Genomic DNA, 14628 nt, shown 5'->3' with positions numbered 1-14628 from the left:
GATTGCGGGTCCGCTCAACCTTCTTGCATCACCACCACCATCCAGGAAACGCCGAACTGGTCCGCCACCATGCCGAAGGCCGGGGAGAAAAAGGTCTTGCCAAGTGGCATCTGCACTTGGCCGCCATCCCCCAGTGCGGTGAACAAGCGATTGGCTTGCGCCTCGTCGTCCACGATCAGCGACAGCGAGACCCCTTGAAACACTGGCTTGCCGGTGCTATTGCCGTCTGACGCCATGAGCGTTGTCTTGCCGATCGTGAAGCTTGAGTGCATCACCTTCTCCGCCGAACCGGGCGGGCACATCTCTGCAGCATTGGGTTCCGGCATCTCCTTGAAGCGCATCAGCGAGGTGATCTGCGCGCCAACCGCCTTGCGATAGAACTCGAGCGCTTCTTCGCAGCGGCCATCAAACATCAGATAGGGCTGAACTTGCATGAGGTTCTCCTGTGGGTGAATGCACGGATGGGCGATTGGAGGCGGGGTGCGGATGCACCCGCAGCGACGTGACTTGCTTTGTGTACAACGTCCACAAGACAATAGCAAACACAATGAACGCTGTCCACATGAAACGCTCGATGACCCCATCTGCTGCCCTGGCTCCTGCCGCACGCAGTACCTATCGGCACGGAGATCTTCGGCGTGCGCTTCTCGACGCGGGCATCGAACTCGCGCGAGCCGGCGGCCCGGAAGCGGTGGTATTGCGCGAGGCGACGCGCCGCGCAGGCGTGGCCCCCAATGCGGCGTATCGGCACTTCACAAATCGGCAGGCCCTGCTGCAAGCGGTGCGGGCCGCGGCCCTGTCCGCGGTGGCGCGCGCGATGGAGGCTGAATTTGCGACCCTCCCGCCTGCGCCGGATGCTGCGGAATTCGCCCGCGCGAGCCTCCGCGCGGTCGGCACCGGCTATCTGCGCTTCGCGCAGGCGGAGACCGGCTTGTTCCGAATGGCCTTTGCAACGCCTGTCGATGTGAATGACCAGCCCGCCGAAGCCAAAAGCGGCCAAAGCGGCTTGAATCCATTCGAACTCCTTGGCGCCGCGCTGGACCGCTTGGTCGCCGCCGGCGCCATGGCGCCCGAAAGCCGCCCGGGCGCGGAATTCCTGGCTTGGTCGGCCGTGCACGGATTCGCGCTGCTCGTCATCGATGGACCTCTGAGAGGCATGCCGCCGGCGCAAATCGAGGCGCTGGGCCGGCGGGTTGTGGATATGGTTGAAAAGGGGCTGTAGCGTCGCGCCAACTGACGACCTGTTCACTTCTCCAGTGAGAGTCGCCAAGCGCGCGGAGCGAACTCACTGAGCAGTCTTGGTGAAGCCGGGTGAAAAATTTGCCCTTAGCCGGCACAAAGAAAACCCGAGCAGCAACCAGGCAATTGCCGCTCCAACGACAAAGGGCGCAGATCGGCTCTGAGCATTTATAGGCCACGCCCCGAGGGCTGGCCCACTCACCACAACCAGCATCTGCAAGCTGCGCGCGGATGTGCTAATCCGCCCGAGCATTGGCAAGGGACATGTATTCTGCAAATTAACTCCATTGCCGATCAGGAACAACTCGTAGCCGAGGCCGTTGAGGAGCCAGATCAATACAAAGACAGATATCGTTGCCGAGTCCATGTAAAAGGTCGACACGACAGCAGCGCCAGTTACTGCAATAGTAAACGCCGCGATACCGCTTTGCATCAGCGCCACTGGGGCCGCCCTCGAAAAGACAAAGCGAACCAATATCGCACCGATCACAGCGCCCGCACCTGTGGCAGACACTACGATCGAAAAGGCGCGAGCATCAAAGCCGGAACCGGAAAGAAAACGAGCCAGGTGAGGATCGTAAACTGCCAGTGCCAACGACATGCCAACCCCCAGCGCGATGGTGACAATCAAATTGCGAGGAAGAAAGAAAAACTGACGAAACCCCATTGCATTTCCTTTTGGGCCCCGCTCTTTGGATTCCGGCGAGCTCCAGTCAAGACTCGCGCTGCTCAACAGCTTCGGTAATAGTATTGCGCCGACTATCGTCATGCATGCAGAGAAAATAAAAATCATCTGTGATGCAAAAATCATCGTAAGCACGCCCGCAACGAGCGGCGTAATGATCTTGGCGCCCTGATCGAACACGCTAAGGCCGCTGTAATATTTGACGCGATCGGCGCTTCCTAGAATGCGGTTGGTGACGATAGCCGCTGCCGGCCAGTAGCAAACATTCGCGAAGCCCTTGAGGAAAACCAGAACGGCAAAAGATCCATAATTGGGCGCAAAGGCGATCGCACCCGTCAATATTGATCGCGTCAGGATGCCGACATAGATAACCCTTCGAGCGTCGGCGCGATCTAAAAAGGAGCCCATGATCGGCCCTAAAACCAAAGTCGGGATTCCGAAAAGAGCCGCAAGAAGCGCCATCTCGCCCGGGCTGGATTTCCACAGAAAAGCAGGGACAGAAAAAATAAGGAAAACGTCCATCCATTGGGCGAGGCCTGCAAGAGCCTGTACGGTCAAAAGGCGGCGGGTGCGAGGATTTGACGGGTGCGCCTCCCTTTTCACGAGGGGTCACGCGCGAGGGTTTTCAAAGCCTCGGCGTGCGGAAAGCTCGAAGGTTCTTCAGGATGCATCGAATTAGCTTGATATGGAGAGAAAGCGCCTGATTCTTCTTAAGCGAATGCGCATTCAAAGACCATCTTCAGGCCTGCTCGAGCGCGGAGTGTAGGGGGCGCTTTTCGCCAGCCGCGCACTTCAACGGTCGGCTCATCGGGTCTGACGCACTCCGAGTTGTAACGGCGCAAGCGTTGTACTTCGAATGTCGCAACGCTACTGTGCAAACCTCCCGGGAGCGCGCGCAGATGGCACTGCTGATCCTGATGACACCCAAGGGCGAGACCACGCAGGTCCCCGTTGCCGAGCCCGTTCTGGCCATCGGTCGGGCCGAGCGCAACCATGTCGTGCTCGCATCCATGCGCGTGAGCCGGTTTCATGCGGCGCTGAGGACGGAGGGGCCGCTGATCACCATTCGCGATCTGGGCAGCAAGAACGGCACTTTCGTGAATGGCAGGCGTATCCATGTGCAACTTCTGGCAAACGGCGACAACATCGATATCGCCGGTTACTGGATGCGCTTCCTCGCGGTCGATCAAGAGTCGGTTGCCGACGAGGCCATGCGGCTGATGAGTGAACGGGGACCGTTGATGTGATTCGCCCCCAGGCTTGCGCACTTCGTGTCGCCGCCTTCCCCCTGCCGGGGGCAACACCGGCGGGCCGGCTTAGCCGGTTCCGCGGTGTTTCTGGAACTGGCGCGCCCGTTTTGGGGCGGCTTTATCGGGTGTGGTGGGTGGGGGCCAGCTCGTAGACGCGGGTGGGGAGTCCTTCCATGCGGGCTTTGAGTTGCAGGGCAAGGAACTGGGAATAGTGGCGCGACTGGTGGAGGTTGCCGCCGTGGATCCAGAGTTGCGGGACTTGGGTGGGCTTCCACATGTTGCGGAGTTCGCCTTCCCACGGGCCGGGGTCCTTGGCAGTGTCGGAGCCGAGGCCCCAGACTTTGCCGACCTTGTCGGCGATCTCGGGCGAGATCAGGTCGGCGAGCCAGCTATTCATGGAACCGTAGCCAGTTGCGTAAACGATGAGGTCCGCCGGCAGTTCGGTGCCGTCGCTGAGCGTGACGGAGCGCGGATTGATGCGCTCGATGGTGACGCCGCTTCTGAGCTTGATGCTGCCGTTGGCGACGAGCTCGGATGCGCCGACGTCGATGTAGTAGCCGGAACCGCGCCGCAGGTACTTCATGAAAAGGCCGGAGCCGTCGGGGCCGAAGTCCAGCATGAAGCCGGCCTTTTCAAGGCGCGCGTACAGGTCCGCATCCCGCTTCTTCATCTCTTCGTAGATCGGCACCTGCATCGGCGCCAGGATCTTGTAGGGGATGGACGCGAAGATCAGATCGGCCTTGTCGGTAGTGACACCAGCCTTCAGGGCGGCCTCTGAATACAGGGCGCCGAGCCCCAGTTCCATCAGCGAATCGGATGGCGCGATATGCGTCGAACTGCGCTGGATCATCGTGACGTCGGCGCCGTTTTCCCACAGCGCGGCGCAGATGTCGTGCGCCGAGTTGTTCGACCCGAGCACCACGCACCTCTTGCCGCGCCAGGCTTCAGGGCCCGGATGAGCGCTGGAGTGGTGCTGTTCGCCCTCGAAGGTTTCCGCGCCGGGGATCTTCGGCACGTTGGGATAGCCCGATACGCCGAGCGCGAACACCAGTTGCTTGGGTCGCAACGTGATTTCCTTGCCGTCGCGCTCGACCGTCACTTCCCACTCGTTCTTCTCTTCGTCGAAGCGCGCCTTCCTTGCCGTCGTGGAGCTCCAGTAGTTGAGCTCCATCACCTTGGTGTACATCTCGAGCCAGTCGCCGATCTTGTCCTTCGGCGAGAAGACCGGCCAGTGCTCCGGAAATGGCAGATACGGCAGGTGGTCATACCAGACCGGGTCGTGCAGGCACAGGCTCTTGTAGCGCTTGCGCCAGGAATCGCCGGGCCGCGCGTTCTTCTCGACGATGATGGTCGGCACACCCATGCGCCGCAGGCGCGCGCCGAGCGCGATGCCGCCCTGGCCGCCGCCGATGATCACGACATATGGCTGCTCCGAATAGCCGAGGGTCTTCGATTCTTCGTCGCGCCGCTCCTGCCAGTTTTTGCGCTGCGGATTCGCCCCATGCTCGGCACCCTTGATGCGGCGCTCGCCCTTGGGCTCCTCGAAGCCCTTGAGCTCGGTCATGGTCGTCAGCAGCGTCCAGGCCTTGCCATTGCGCAATCGCAGATGGCCGCGCCCGCGCGCCACAGCGGTCTCGAAGGTGAACCACGCGTCGACCACACCGTCGGCCTCTGTCGCGTCGCCTTCGACGGCGAAGCCCACGGGCTTCGTGTCGGCCAGTCGCGCCTTCAGCATCTGGCGGATGGCCTCGGCGCCTTCTTGCGTGCGAATGTTCCAGGTGAAAGCGACGAGATCGCGCCAGTACGAATCAGGCTCGAACAGCGCCACCGCGGCGTCGATGTCCTGTTTTTCGAGCGCGGAGCTGAAATCGGCCAGCCAGGCGCCGGCGATCTGTGTCGGGTGAGTGGACAGATCCGTCATCGCTTTGTCTCCTTCGATCCGGCCCCCGCGTGCAGGCCGGCGGCAACCGTACCCCCATCGGCGCCTGTCGTCAAACGCCGATCACTCGCCTTGGACTTGCGCCGGTTCGGTGATCGTGCCAGTCTGGAGGCGGTGCCTTGATATCCGCCTCGCAGACCTGATCTGACTCCGTTCGGTGATCCACGACTTCCACCCCGCCGTCGCCAACTGGTTTCGCGCGACATTCCCCGCCCCGACGGACGCCCAGTCCGCTGCATGGCCGGCGATCGCCGCAGGCCGCCACACGCTGATCGCGGCACCCACAGGCTCGGGGAAGACGCTGACGGCTTTTCTCGCGGCACTCGATGCGCTTGTGCGGCAGGGTCTCGATGCCGGGGGGCTGGTCGACGAAACGGTCGTGCTCTATGTTTCGCCGCTCAAGGCACTATCCAACGACATCGGCCTCAACCTGAAAGCGCCACTCGCCGGCATCCGCCGCGAGCTCTCCAACCTCGGGTTGCCGGACGTCGAGATTCGCACCGCGGTCCGTACGGGCGACACGCCTGCTAAGGAGCGTCAGGAGAGCCTCCGCAAGCCCCCGCACATCCTGGTCAGCACGCCCGAGTCGCTGTACGTGCTGCTGGGATCGGCATCGGGCCGCAAGATGCTGTCGACCGTTCGCACGGTGATCGTCGATGAGATCCATGCGGTGGTCTCCAGCAAGCGCGGCAGCCACCTGGCGCTGTCGCTCGAACGGCTGCAGGCGATCTGCGAACGCCCGCTGACGCGCATCGGCGTCTCGGCGACGCAGAAGCCGATCGACGAGATTGCGCGCTTTCTCGTCGGTGCGGGCGCGGTGAAGGACGGCGTGGCAGATTGCGAGATCGTCGACATCGGCTATGCCAAGCAGCGCGATCTGGCGCTGGAACTCCCGCCTACTCCGCTTGCAGCGGTGATGTCGAACGAGCAATGGGAGCAGGTCTATGCGCGGGTCGCGGCGCTGGTCCATGCGCATCGCACGACGCTGGTCTTCGTCAACACGCGCCGCATGGCCGAACGCGCAGCGCGGCACCTCGGGGAGATTCTGGGCAAGGAAGTGGTGGCCGCGCACCATGGCAGCCTGTCGAAGGAAACGCGCCTGGACGCCGAACAGCGCCTGAAGCGCGGCGACCTGAAGGTGCTGGTCGCCACGGCCTCGCTAGAGCTCGGCCTGGACATCGGCGATGTCGATCTCGTCTGCCAACTGGGTTCGCCGCGATCCATCGCCACCTTCCTTCAGCGCGCAGGGCGCTCAGGCCATGCGGTGGGCGGTGTGCCGAAGGCGCGGCTCTTTCCGCAATCGTGCGATGAACTGGTCGAATGCGCGGCGCTGCTGGACTGCGTGCGCCGCGGCGAACTGGACGCGCTGCACGTGCTGCCGGCGCCCCTCGATGTCCTGGCACAGCAAATCGTCGCCGAGACCGCGAGCCGCGAATGGGACGAAGACGAACTCTTCGCGCTCGTCCGTCGCGCGTGGCCCTATGCACAGTTGACGCGTGAGGCCTATGTGTCGGTGGTCCGCATGCTGGCGGAAGGCTTCACCACACGGCAGGGGCATCGCGCGAGCTATGTGCATCGCGATGCCGTTCATCATCGCCTGCGGCAGCGCAAGGGTGCACGCCTGACTGCGCTGACGTCCGGCGGAACCATTCCGGAGACGGGCGACTACACGGTGATGCTGGAACCGCAGGCGCACAAGATCGGCACGGTCAATGAGGACTTCGCGGTCGAGAGCCTGGCGGGCGACGTCTTCCAGCTTGGCAACGCGAGCTATCGAATCCTGCGCGTCGAACCCGGCCGGATCCGGGTCGAGGATGCACATGGTGCCGCGCCGAATATCCCGTTCTGGCTGGGCGAAGCGCCGGGGCGGACGGATGAGCTCTCATTCGGTGTGTCGCGGCTGCGCGGCGAAATCGCCGAGGTGCTCGCGGCGCGCGGCGTCGATGCGGCCCAGGAGTGGCTCGTTCGCACGACAGGCATCGATGCCGCCTCTGCGCGACAGATCGTCGACTACCTTGCGCGCGCTGAACGGGCGCTGGGCGCATTGCCGACGCAGGAGCGCATCGTGATGGAGCGCTTCTTCGACGAATCCGGTGGCATGCAGCTGGTGATTCACTCGCCTCACGGAAGCCGAATCAACCGCGCCTGGGGACTTGCGCTGCGCAAGCGCTTCTGCCGCAAGTTCAATTTCGAATTGCAGGCCGCAGCGACCGAGGATGGCATCGTGCTGTCGCTGGCGACCAGCCACAGCTTTGCGCTGGATGAGGTTGCGCGTTATCTGCATTCGGCATCGGCACTCGACGTCCTGGTGCAGGCGCTGCTGGATGCGCCGCTCTTTGGCGCGCGCTGGCGGTGGAATGCCACCACGGCGCTAGCGCTGCCGCGCTTCGTCGGCGGGCGCAAGGTGGCGCCGCAGTTGCAACGCATGAAGTCGGAGGATCTTCTTGCCTCCGTGTTTCCGGACCAACTGGCCTGCGCCGAAAACCTCGCCGGTGCGCGAGAGATCCCGGACCATCCGCTGGTCGCGCAGACCCTGCAGGACTGCCTCTATGACGCGATGGATGCCGAGGGCTGGCTCCGGTTGCTTAGTCGTATGGAATCGGGCGAAGTCGAAGTGGTGGCGCGCGATCTTCCCGCGCCCTCGCCGCTTGCCGCTGAGGCGCTGAATGCGCGGCCCTACGCATTCCTCGATGACGCCCCCATCGAGGAACGCCGCACGCAGGCTGTGCAGAGTCGCCGCTATGTCGATCCCGAAAGCGCGGACGATATGGGTCAGCTCGATCACGACGCCATCGACAGTGTTCGTGAAGAAGCCTGGCCCACTGTGCGTGGCATCGACGAGATGCATGAGGCGTTGAGCGGCCTGGGCATTGCGACAGACGCGGAAGCATCGGCGAACGCCGAGTGGCCGACTTGGCTGCAAGCACTCGCGCAAGTCGGACGCGCCACGCGGTTGGTGCCTGCAGGCGCGCAATCCGGCGCGGGTCTGTGGGTCGTGGCGGAGCGTCTTGCGCAGGTCGGGGTGCTGTACCCCAATGCCGCGCTGCACCCGGCGATCGAGTCGCCCGCCGAGTACGCGCACGCGCACGGCAGTTCCGAAGAGGCGTTGCGCGAGTTGCTGCGTTCGCGCCTGACGGCGCTCGGACCGATGCATGCTGACGATTTGGCAGCGCAGTTGCAATTGCCGCGCGGCGCCGTCGATGCAGCCCTGTCTGCCTTGGAGGCCGAAGGCTACGTGCTCCAAGGCCGGTTCACGCCCGGGGCCGAATCGATCGAGTGGTGCGAGCGGCATCTGCTCGCGCGCATCCATCGCTACACCTTGAAGCGTTTGCGGCGCGAGATCGAACCTGTCGAACCGCGGGACTTCGCGCGCTTCCTCTTTGAATGGCAGCACGTCGGTCCCGCCAGCCGCGTCAGCGGGCCCGACGCATTGGCGGGCATCCTGACGCAGCTCGAAGGCTACGAGGCGCCGGCGGCCAGTTGGGAGGCCGAGCTGCTGCCGGCGCGGGTCAAGGACTACGCGGCTGCATGGCTCGACGACCTGTGCACTTCCGGGCGCACGCTGTGGACGCGACTGCGTCCGCCCGCCGCGGATGGCCGGCCCGGTGGCGGCGGCGCATCGCTGCGGGCAACCCCCGTGCTGTTGCTGCCGCGCAAGACGGCTTCTCTTTGGGCGGGCCTTGCACCGGCGCCAGTCGACGATGCGGCGCTGGGCTCGCGCGCGCAGCGGGTGGCGGCGTTCCTCGCCGAGCGCGGCGCGTCCTTCTTCGATGAAATCGTCCAAGGCACGCATCTGCTGGGCACGGAACTCGAAGACGCATTGAGCGAACTGGTCGTACGCGGTCGCGCGCATTGCGACAGCTTTGCGGGGTTGCGCGCGTTGCTCATACCGCCATCCAAGCGCTCGTCGACGCATGCGCGTCATCGCCGCCGCACGTCGCTGTTCGGCATCGAGGACGCAGGTCGATGGTCGCTGGTGCGGCAACGCGCGGCGGACTCTGGTGGCGCGGCCGCCTCCACATCGCCGGACGCCATCGAGCAGGTCGCGCGCATCCTGTTGCGCCGCTACGGGGTGGTGTGCTGGCGCGTGCTGGAGCGCGAAGCGTCTTGGCTTCCGCCGTGGCGTGATCTCGTGCGCTGCTATCGCCGCCTCGAAGCGCGCGGAGAGATTCGTGGAGGCCGCTTCATCGCCGGCGTTGCCGGCGAACAGTTCGCGCTGCCCGAGGCCATCGGCCTGATGCGGCAAGTGCGGCGCCAGTCGCTGGACGGCGCACTGGTTTGCCTCGCCGCGACCGATCCTGCCAATCTGCTCGGCACGGTCTTGCCAGGGCCGAAGGTGCCGCGCGTCTCGGGCGCGCGCGTGGCTTTCCGGGACGGAGTTCCCTTGGGCACCAATGTGGCTGGCCAGGTCGAGCTGCTGATTACGTTGCCATCGTCGGAAGCTCAAGCCGTGACGCGCGCGCTGACGTCCGATCTTTCCGTGCGGTTCCTTGAGATGGCAGCGCAGGCTGCTTGACTATGATTCCATCAGCCCAGCGATCGGAGTCTTTCCATGAGCATCCCCACCACCCGCCTTGGCCGCACCGGCCTGACCGTGTCGCGCCTCGCGCTCGGCACCATGACTTTCGGCCTGCAGACCGACGAAGCCGTGTCGCACCGCATCCTCGACCATGCGACGGAAGGCGGCATCAACTTTCTTGACACGGCCGATGTGTACCCGCTCGGCGGCACCGTCGAGACCACCGGGCGCACCGAAGAAATCATCGGCCGCTGGCTGCACGCAAAGGGCGCCGGCGGACGCAGCCAGTTCATCATCGCGACCAAAGCCTGCGGCAAGGTCGGGCCGAACAGTTGGGACCAAGGCGCATCGCGCAAGCACCTGCTCGATGCCATCGATGCATCGCTCAAGCGCCTGCAAACGGATCATGTTGACCTTTACCAATTGCACTCGGACGACCGCGAGACGCCGATCGACGAAAGCCTGGAGGCGCTGGACGTGATCGTGCGCTCGGGCCGAGCACGCTACATCGGGGTTTCCAACTTCCTGGCATACCGGCTTGCCCGAGCCATCGGACGCAGTGAACTGCACAAGCTCACGAAGCTGGTGTCGGTGCAACCGCGCTACAGCTTGCTGTTCCGCGAAATCGAGCGCGAACTGCTCCCGCTGGCGGGCGAGGAAGGCTTGGGCGTGATCCCGTACAACCCATTGGCAGGCGGCCTGCTGACGGGCAAGTACAAGTCCGGCGCCAAACCGGAAGACAACACGCGCTTCACGCTCGGAACCGCCGGCTCGATGTACCAGGATCGCTACTGGAACGAGCGCAGCTTTGCCACGGTAGCGCAATTGCACAAGCTGGCCGATGAAGCCGGCGTGCCGCTCGCGACGCTTGCTGTGTCATGGGTGATGGCCAATCCGCTGATCACGGCGCCGCTGCTGGGTGCCAGCCGGCCGGAACAACTGGATGCGACGCTCGCCGCCGCGGATTACAAGCTGGATGCGGACCTGAAGACGCGCCTGGACGAGCTGACAGCGGAGTACCGCAAGGGCGACGCTCCCCGTTGATTCGCACCCGCGGCCGGCGGTGTTCAGGCCGTCTTGGCTGGGGCTGCTTTGACCGCTTCCTGCCGGCGGGCATAGCGTTGTGCCAGCACAGCGCAGACCATCAGCTGCATCTGGTGGAAAAGCATCAGCGGCAGCACGATGGCGCCGACTGCATGTGAGGCGAAGAGCACCTTCGCCATCGGGATGCCGCTCGCCAGGCTCTTCTTGGAGCCGCAGAACACGATCGTGATCTCATCGGCCTTGTCGAAACCGAGGGTGCGGGCCGCCCAGGTGGTGATACAGAGCGCCAGAGCCAACAACACGGCGCAGACCACCAGCAGTCCTGCCAGCGCGCTCATCGGCACTTGCTTCCACAGGCCCTCGATCACGGCCGCACTGAACGCGGTGTAGACGACCAGAAGGATGGAGCCGCGGTCGACCAGCGTGAGCACTGATGCACGATGCTTGATCCAGGCGCCGATCCATGGCCGCAGCAGGTGCCCGGCGACGAAAGGCACCATCAGTTGCAGCAGGATGCGCCCGATGGCGTCTAGCGAAGCGCCGGAGCCGTTGTGCGGCACGACGATCAGGTTGACCAGGATCGGTGTCACGAAGACCCCGAGCAGCGTCGATGCCGATGCGCTGCAAACGGCGGCCGGGATGTTGCCGCGCGCCATCGAGGTAAAGGCGATTGCCGACTGCACGGTGGCGGGCAATACGCAAAGAAAGAGCACGCCCGTATAGAGCTCCGGGGTGACCAGCGGCGTCAGTACCGGCTTGAGAGCCAATCCCAGCAGCGGGAACATGACGAAGGTGGCTGCGAACACCAGCACGTGCAGGCGCCAGTGCGTGATGCCTCCGAGGATCGCTTCGCGCGAGAGCTTGGCGCCGTGCAAAAAGAACAGCAGCCCGATCGCGACGGTAGTGAGCCGTTCGAAGAAATGCGCCGCCCCCCCGCTGGCGGGCCAAAGGCTGGCGAGCGTGACGACGGCGACCAGCGCCAGGGTGAAGTTGTCGGGGAGGTAGCGTGAACGTGCCATGGGGCGAGATTGGACGCTTTCCACATTCAAAAGTGAAATGGATTTATTTGATAGATATATGATTGCACCGCATGAATGTCACGCTTCGACAGCTCCGCGTTTTCCAGGCGGTTGCCGAGGGGCGCAACTTCAGCCGTGCGGGCGATCAGGTCGGGCTCACGCAACCGGCGGTCAGCCGCTCCATCGTTGAGCTCGAGGCGCAGCTCGGCCTGAAGCTGCTCGATCGCACCACGCGCGAGGTCGTGCTGACCGAAGCCGGCCAGTCCTTGGCGCTGCGGCTCGATCGGGTGCTCGATGAGCTCGACCAGACACTGGCGGAAGTGCATGGCATGGCCGGTGCCAGACGCGGAAAGGTCAGGGTCGCGAGCAGTCCGACGTTGTCCGCGAACCTAATGCCGGCTTGCATCGCCGAGTGCGCGCGGCGCGATCCCGACATTGAACTCGTTTTGCTCGACCGAATTCAGCAGGACGTGCTCGACAGCGTGCGCGCCGGCGAGGTCGACTTCGGCGTAGTGGTCGAGCCGACGGCGGCGGACGACCTGCATTGCGAGGCGATTCTCGAAGACCCCTTCTGCCTCGTCATGCCCCCGACCCACCGCCTTTCGGCGAAGACGTCGGTGCGCTGGTCGATGCTCGAAGGCGAGCCGCTTGTGTTGCTCGACCATGCCTCAGGCAGCCGGCGCCTGATCGATCAGGCCCTCGCCTCGCATGGCGTGCGCTGCGATGTCCGGCAGCAGGTGGGTCATCCCACCACGGCTTTCCGGATGGTCGAGCAGGGAATCGGCATCAGCGTGATGCCGGCGCTCGCGATGCCGCCCATGGGGTTGCGGACGCTGGCCGTGCGGCCGCTGCTGCCCAAGGTGAAGCGCGCGATCATGCTCGTGCACCGCCGGAATCGAGCGCCAGCCCCGCTGGCTCAGCGCGTGTGGGCGTTGATCCGTGAGATGGCCTTGCAGCGAGGGAATTGAGGGCGCTGAAGGCGCTCAGCTCTCCGCGCGGTCCAGCGGCCGTTCTTCCCGGCCGCCGGGGTGCCGCGCAAAGCGCGAAGGGTCGCGCCCATGCACCGGCGCGTCGTCAGGCCACGGCCAACCGCCGAACTGCGTGCGGCGATAGTCCGACATCGCCTGCGCGATTTCGGCCTGCGTGTTCATGACGAACGGGCCGTACTGCGCGACAGGCTCGCCGATAGGCCTGCCCTGCAGCACCAGGAATTCGCTCGGCGCGTCGCCGTTGAGCAGATCCACGGCAGCATCAGCGCGCAGTTCGATGGCCGCATGGCTGTCGACGTTCTGACCGGCGATCGACACCGAGCGGCCCTTGAAAAAGTAGAGACTGCGGCGCGTGCCTTCACCCGCCGCTGCCGGCAGTGTCCAGCGCGCGCCGGGCTCCATGCGGATCGTCCAGATGGCGAGATCAGCCTCCGGCTTCGATGCCCACGAGTCCGGCGGAGGCGCGAGCGGGCTGCCCTCGCCGGGTTGCCCGGCGACGGGACCGATCCGCCCCGCGATGCTGGCGATCTCAGTCTTCAGGCCATCGGCGTCAGTTGCCGTGAAGCTGGGAATCTCCTCGGACCAGAACATCGTGAAGTGCGGCTCGGCCATCTTGCTGGCAGCGGGCAGGTTGAGCCAGATCTGGAACAGCTCCAACGGGTTGGGTGCGGTCGTGTCTAGCAGGGGGAACATCTCCGAATGCACGATGCCCTTGCCTGCGGCAAGCCATTGCACGTCGCCGCCGCCGAAGCGGGCCGTTGCGCCGAGCGAATCCGAATGATCGATCAGGCCCTTGCGCACGATCGTCACGGTTTCGAAGCCGCGGTGTGGATGTCCCGGGAAGCCGGGAACCGTCGTGCCGTGATACATGCTCCAGCCGTCCTTGCGGCTGAAGTCCTGCCCCAGGTTGCGGCCGGCCAACACAGTGTCGGGGCCCATCTGCGCATTCGCGCGCGGATAGGCATCGTCGTGATAGACGCAGAAGAGGAACGGGTCGATCGTCTCCCACGGAAACCCGAGGGCTTTGATCTGGACGATGGGGCTGGCAGTGGTCATGGCGCTCGATTCCTTTGAGTTCCCCGGTCGATGCGACTCGGGCGATCAGCGGAATATGAGGCCATTGGGCCGCTGCAGAAGGCCGGCGCGCGCAACGCAGTCGAGCGACGAGCGCAACAGTGGCCCGGTCGGCCCTGTCAGTGAACCATCATCATGTTGATGGAATGCGCCGCGGCAAGCAGTGCCACGGCAACCGCCGCGGAGGCGGCATGCTGCAGGATGAGTGCTGCGGACAACGGCTTTGCGCTCTTGAGGGTCTTCAGACGTTTGCTTCTTCGGGAGGGGAATGGCATGGCGCCGAATGTGCCTCAGCAAGCCTGAATGCCCGCTGACGTCAGTGATGGTGCCCGTGCTCGCCATGCGCATGACGATGCGTGATCTCTTCTTCGGTCGCTGCGCGAACATCGGTCACCGTCAGGCTGAACTTGAGCGACTTGCCTGCGAGCGGGTGATTGCCATCGAGGATCACCTGCGGCCCCTTGATCTTCATCACGCTGAAGACCTGGGGCTCGCCCTTGTCGTTGCGCCCTTCGAGTTGGCCCCCCACCTTCACGCCGGGCGGGAACTCGCTTTTGGGAATGGTTCGCACCAATGATTCATCACGCGCTCCAAAAGCATCGTCGGGCTGCAGGTTGAGCGTGGCCTGGAAGCCGGGCTCTTTGCCTTCCAGCGCAGCTTCGATCTTCGGGAAGGTGTTGTCGTAGCCACCGTGCAAATAGACCATGGGCTCGCGACCTTCGTCCACGAGTTTCTGGGTGGCGGCATCGGAGACTTTGTAGCGAAGGGTGACGACGGTGTTGGCTGTGACTTTCATTGGACGGTCTTGCGGAGTGTGCGGAGTGTGTACGGATGCCCGCAGTCTACGATTTCGTCCCCGTACCTCCGCAG

12 protein-coding genes are annotated in these 14628 nt (G+C 64.4%); 5 read left to right on the top strand and 7 right to left on the bottom strand.

Annotated elements, in window-relative coordinates:
• Nucleotides 1-14: 14 nt before the first annotated feature.
• Nucleotides 15-434, bottom strand: coding sequence for a VOC family protein (locus AC1DSF_RS11340; protein WP_478127536.1), 420 nt, complete (start codon nt 432-434; stop codon nt 15-17).
• Between the two features lie 140 nt (nt 435-574).
• Here AC1DSF_RS11340 and AC1DSF_RS11335 point away from each other — a divergent pair, with 140 nt between their 5' ends.
• Entirely contained in the window at nt 575-1222 is a 648-nt protein-coding gene (locus AC1DSF_RS11335; RefSeq protein WP_478127535.1) for a TetR/AcrR family transcriptional regulator, read from the top strand.
• A gap of 63 nt (nt 1223-1285) precedes the next feature.
• Here AC1DSF_RS11335 and AC1DSF_RS11330 read toward each other — a convergent pair whose 3' ends face one another.
• A complete protein-coding gene (locus AC1DSF_RS11330) occupies nt 1286-2527 on the bottom strand; it encodes an MFS transporter (protein WP_478127534.1) in 1242 nt (413 codons plus the stop codon).
• Nucleotides 2528-2823: 296 nt separating this feature from the next.
• Here AC1DSF_RS11330 and AC1DSF_RS11325 point away from each other — a divergent pair, with 296 nt between their 5' ends.
• Nucleotides 2824-3171, top strand: coding sequence for an FHA domain-containing protein (locus AC1DSF_RS11325; RefSeq protein ID WP_478127533.1), 348 nt, complete (start codon nt 2824-2826; stop codon nt 3169-3171).
• Nucleotides 3172-3292: 121 nt separating this feature from the next.
• Here the strand turns inward: AC1DSF_RS11325 and AC1DSF_RS11320 are convergent, their stop codons facing one another.
• Nucleotides 3293-5095, bottom strand: a complete 1803-nt coding sequence (locus AC1DSF_RS11320; RefSeq protein ID WP_478127532.1) for an NAD(P)/FAD-dependent oxidoreductase — start codon at nt 5093-5095, stop codon at nt 3293-3295.
• Nucleotides 5096-5270: 175 nt separating this feature from the next.
• On the opposite strand from AC1DSF_RS11320, the gene AC1DSF_RS11315 reads away from it, so the two are divergent.
• Together AC1DSF_RS11315 and AC1DSF_RS11310 are read left to right on the top strand one after the other, a co-directional pair.
• The gene (locus tag AC1DSF_RS11315; protein WP_478182852.1) at nt 5271-9629 is read left to right on the top strand and encodes a DEAD/DEAH box helicase; all 4359 of its coding nucleotides are present in this window, start codon (nt 5271-5273) and stop codon (nt 9627-9629) included.
• A gap of 36 nt (nt 9630-9665) precedes the next feature.
• Nucleotides 9666-10676 (top strand): aldo/keto reductase, encoded by a 1011-nt coding sequence (locus AC1DSF_RS11310; protein ID WP_478182851.1) that lies wholly within the window; start codon nt 9666-9668, stop codon nt 10674-10676.
• Between the two features lie 23 nt (nt 10677-10699).
• Here the strand turns inward: AC1DSF_RS11310 and AC1DSF_RS11305 are convergent, their stop codons facing one another.
• Nucleotides 10700-11695 (bottom strand): bile acid:sodium symporter family protein, encoded by a 996-nt coding sequence (locus tag AC1DSF_RS11305; RefSeq protein WP_478182850.1) that lies wholly within the window; start codon nt 11693-11695, stop codon nt 10700-10702.
• Between the two features lie 71 nt (nt 11696-11766).
• Here AC1DSF_RS11305 and AC1DSF_RS11300 point away from each other — a divergent pair, with 71 nt between their 5' ends.
• A complete protein-coding gene (locus AC1DSF_RS11300) occupies nt 11767-12663 on the top strand; it encodes a LysR family transcriptional regulator (protein WP_478127528.1) in 897 nt (298 codons plus the stop codon).
• Between the two features lie 15 nt (nt 12664-12678).
• On the opposite strand, the gene AC1DSF_RS11295 is transcribed toward AC1DSF_RS11300, so the two are convergent.
• From AC1DSF_RS11295 to AC1DSF_RS11285, 3 genes are all read right to left on the bottom strand, one after another.
• Nucleotides 12679-13740: a pirin family protein gene (locus AC1DSF_RS11295; RefSeq protein WP_478144751.1), complete on the bottom strand. Its 1062-nt coding sequence runs from the start codon at nt 13738-13740 to the stop codon at nt 12679-12681.
• 137 nt (nt 13741-13877) lie between these two features.
• Nucleotides 13878-14033 (bottom strand): hypothetical protein, encoded by a 156-nt coding sequence (locus tag AC1DSF_RS11290; RefSeq protein WP_478127526.1) that lies wholly within the window; start codon nt 14031-14033, stop codon nt 13878-13880.
• Between the two features lie 41 nt (nt 14034-14074).
• A complete protein-coding gene (locus AC1DSF_RS11285) occupies nt 14075-14554 on the bottom strand; it encodes an FKBP-type peptidyl-prolyl cis-trans isomerase (protein ID WP_478127525.1) in 480 nt (159 codons plus the stop codon).
• Between the last annotated feature and the right edge of the window lie 74 nt (nt 14555-14628).

It is taken from the genome of Variovorax sp. 01N429 (assembly GCF_056399425.1).
Note: the sequence above shows the minus strand (reverse complement) of the source record. Positions and strands in the feature narration are given on the sequence as shown.

Coding starts and splice junctions, on each gene's coding strand:
- AC1DSF_RS11340 (WP_478127536.1), bottom strand. CDS start 434: ATGCAAGTTCAGCCCTATCTGATGTTTGATGGCCGCTGCGAAGAAGCG.
- AC1DSF_RS11335 (WP_478127535.1), top strand. CDS start 575: ATGACCCCATCTGCTGCCCTGGCTCCTGCCGCACGCAGTACCTATCGG.
- AC1DSF_RS11325 (WP_478127533.1), top strand. CDS start 2,824: ATGGCACTGCTGATCCTGATGACACCCAAGGGCGAGACCACGCAGGTC.
- AC1DSF_RS11320 (WP_478127532.1), bottom strand. CDS start 5,095: ATGACGGATCTGTCCACTCACCCGACACAGATCGCCGGCGCCTGGCTG.
- AC1DSF_RS11310 (WP_478182851.1), top strand. CDS start 9,666: ATGAGCATCCCCACCACCCGCCTTGGCCGCACCGGCCTGACCGTGTCG.
- AC1DSF_RS11305 (WP_478182850.1), bottom strand. CDS start 11,695: ATGGCACGTTCACGCTACCTCCCCGACAACTTCACCCTGGCGCTGGTC.
- AC1DSF_RS11300 (WP_478127528.1), top strand. CDS start 11,767: ATGAATGTCACGCTTCGACAGCTCCGCGTTTTCCAGGCGGTTGCCGAG.
- AC1DSF_RS11295 (WP_478144751.1), bottom strand. CDS start 13,740: ATGACCACTGCCAGCCCCATCGTCCAGATCAAAGCCCTCGGGTTTCCG.
- AC1DSF_RS11290 (WP_478127526.1), bottom strand. CDS start 14,033: ATGCCATTCCCCTCCCGAAGAAGCAAACGTCTGAAGACCCTCAAGAGC.
- AC1DSF_RS11285 (WP_478127525.1), bottom strand. CDS start 14,554: ATGAAAGTCACAGCCAACACCGTCGTCACCCTTCGCTACAAAGTCTCC.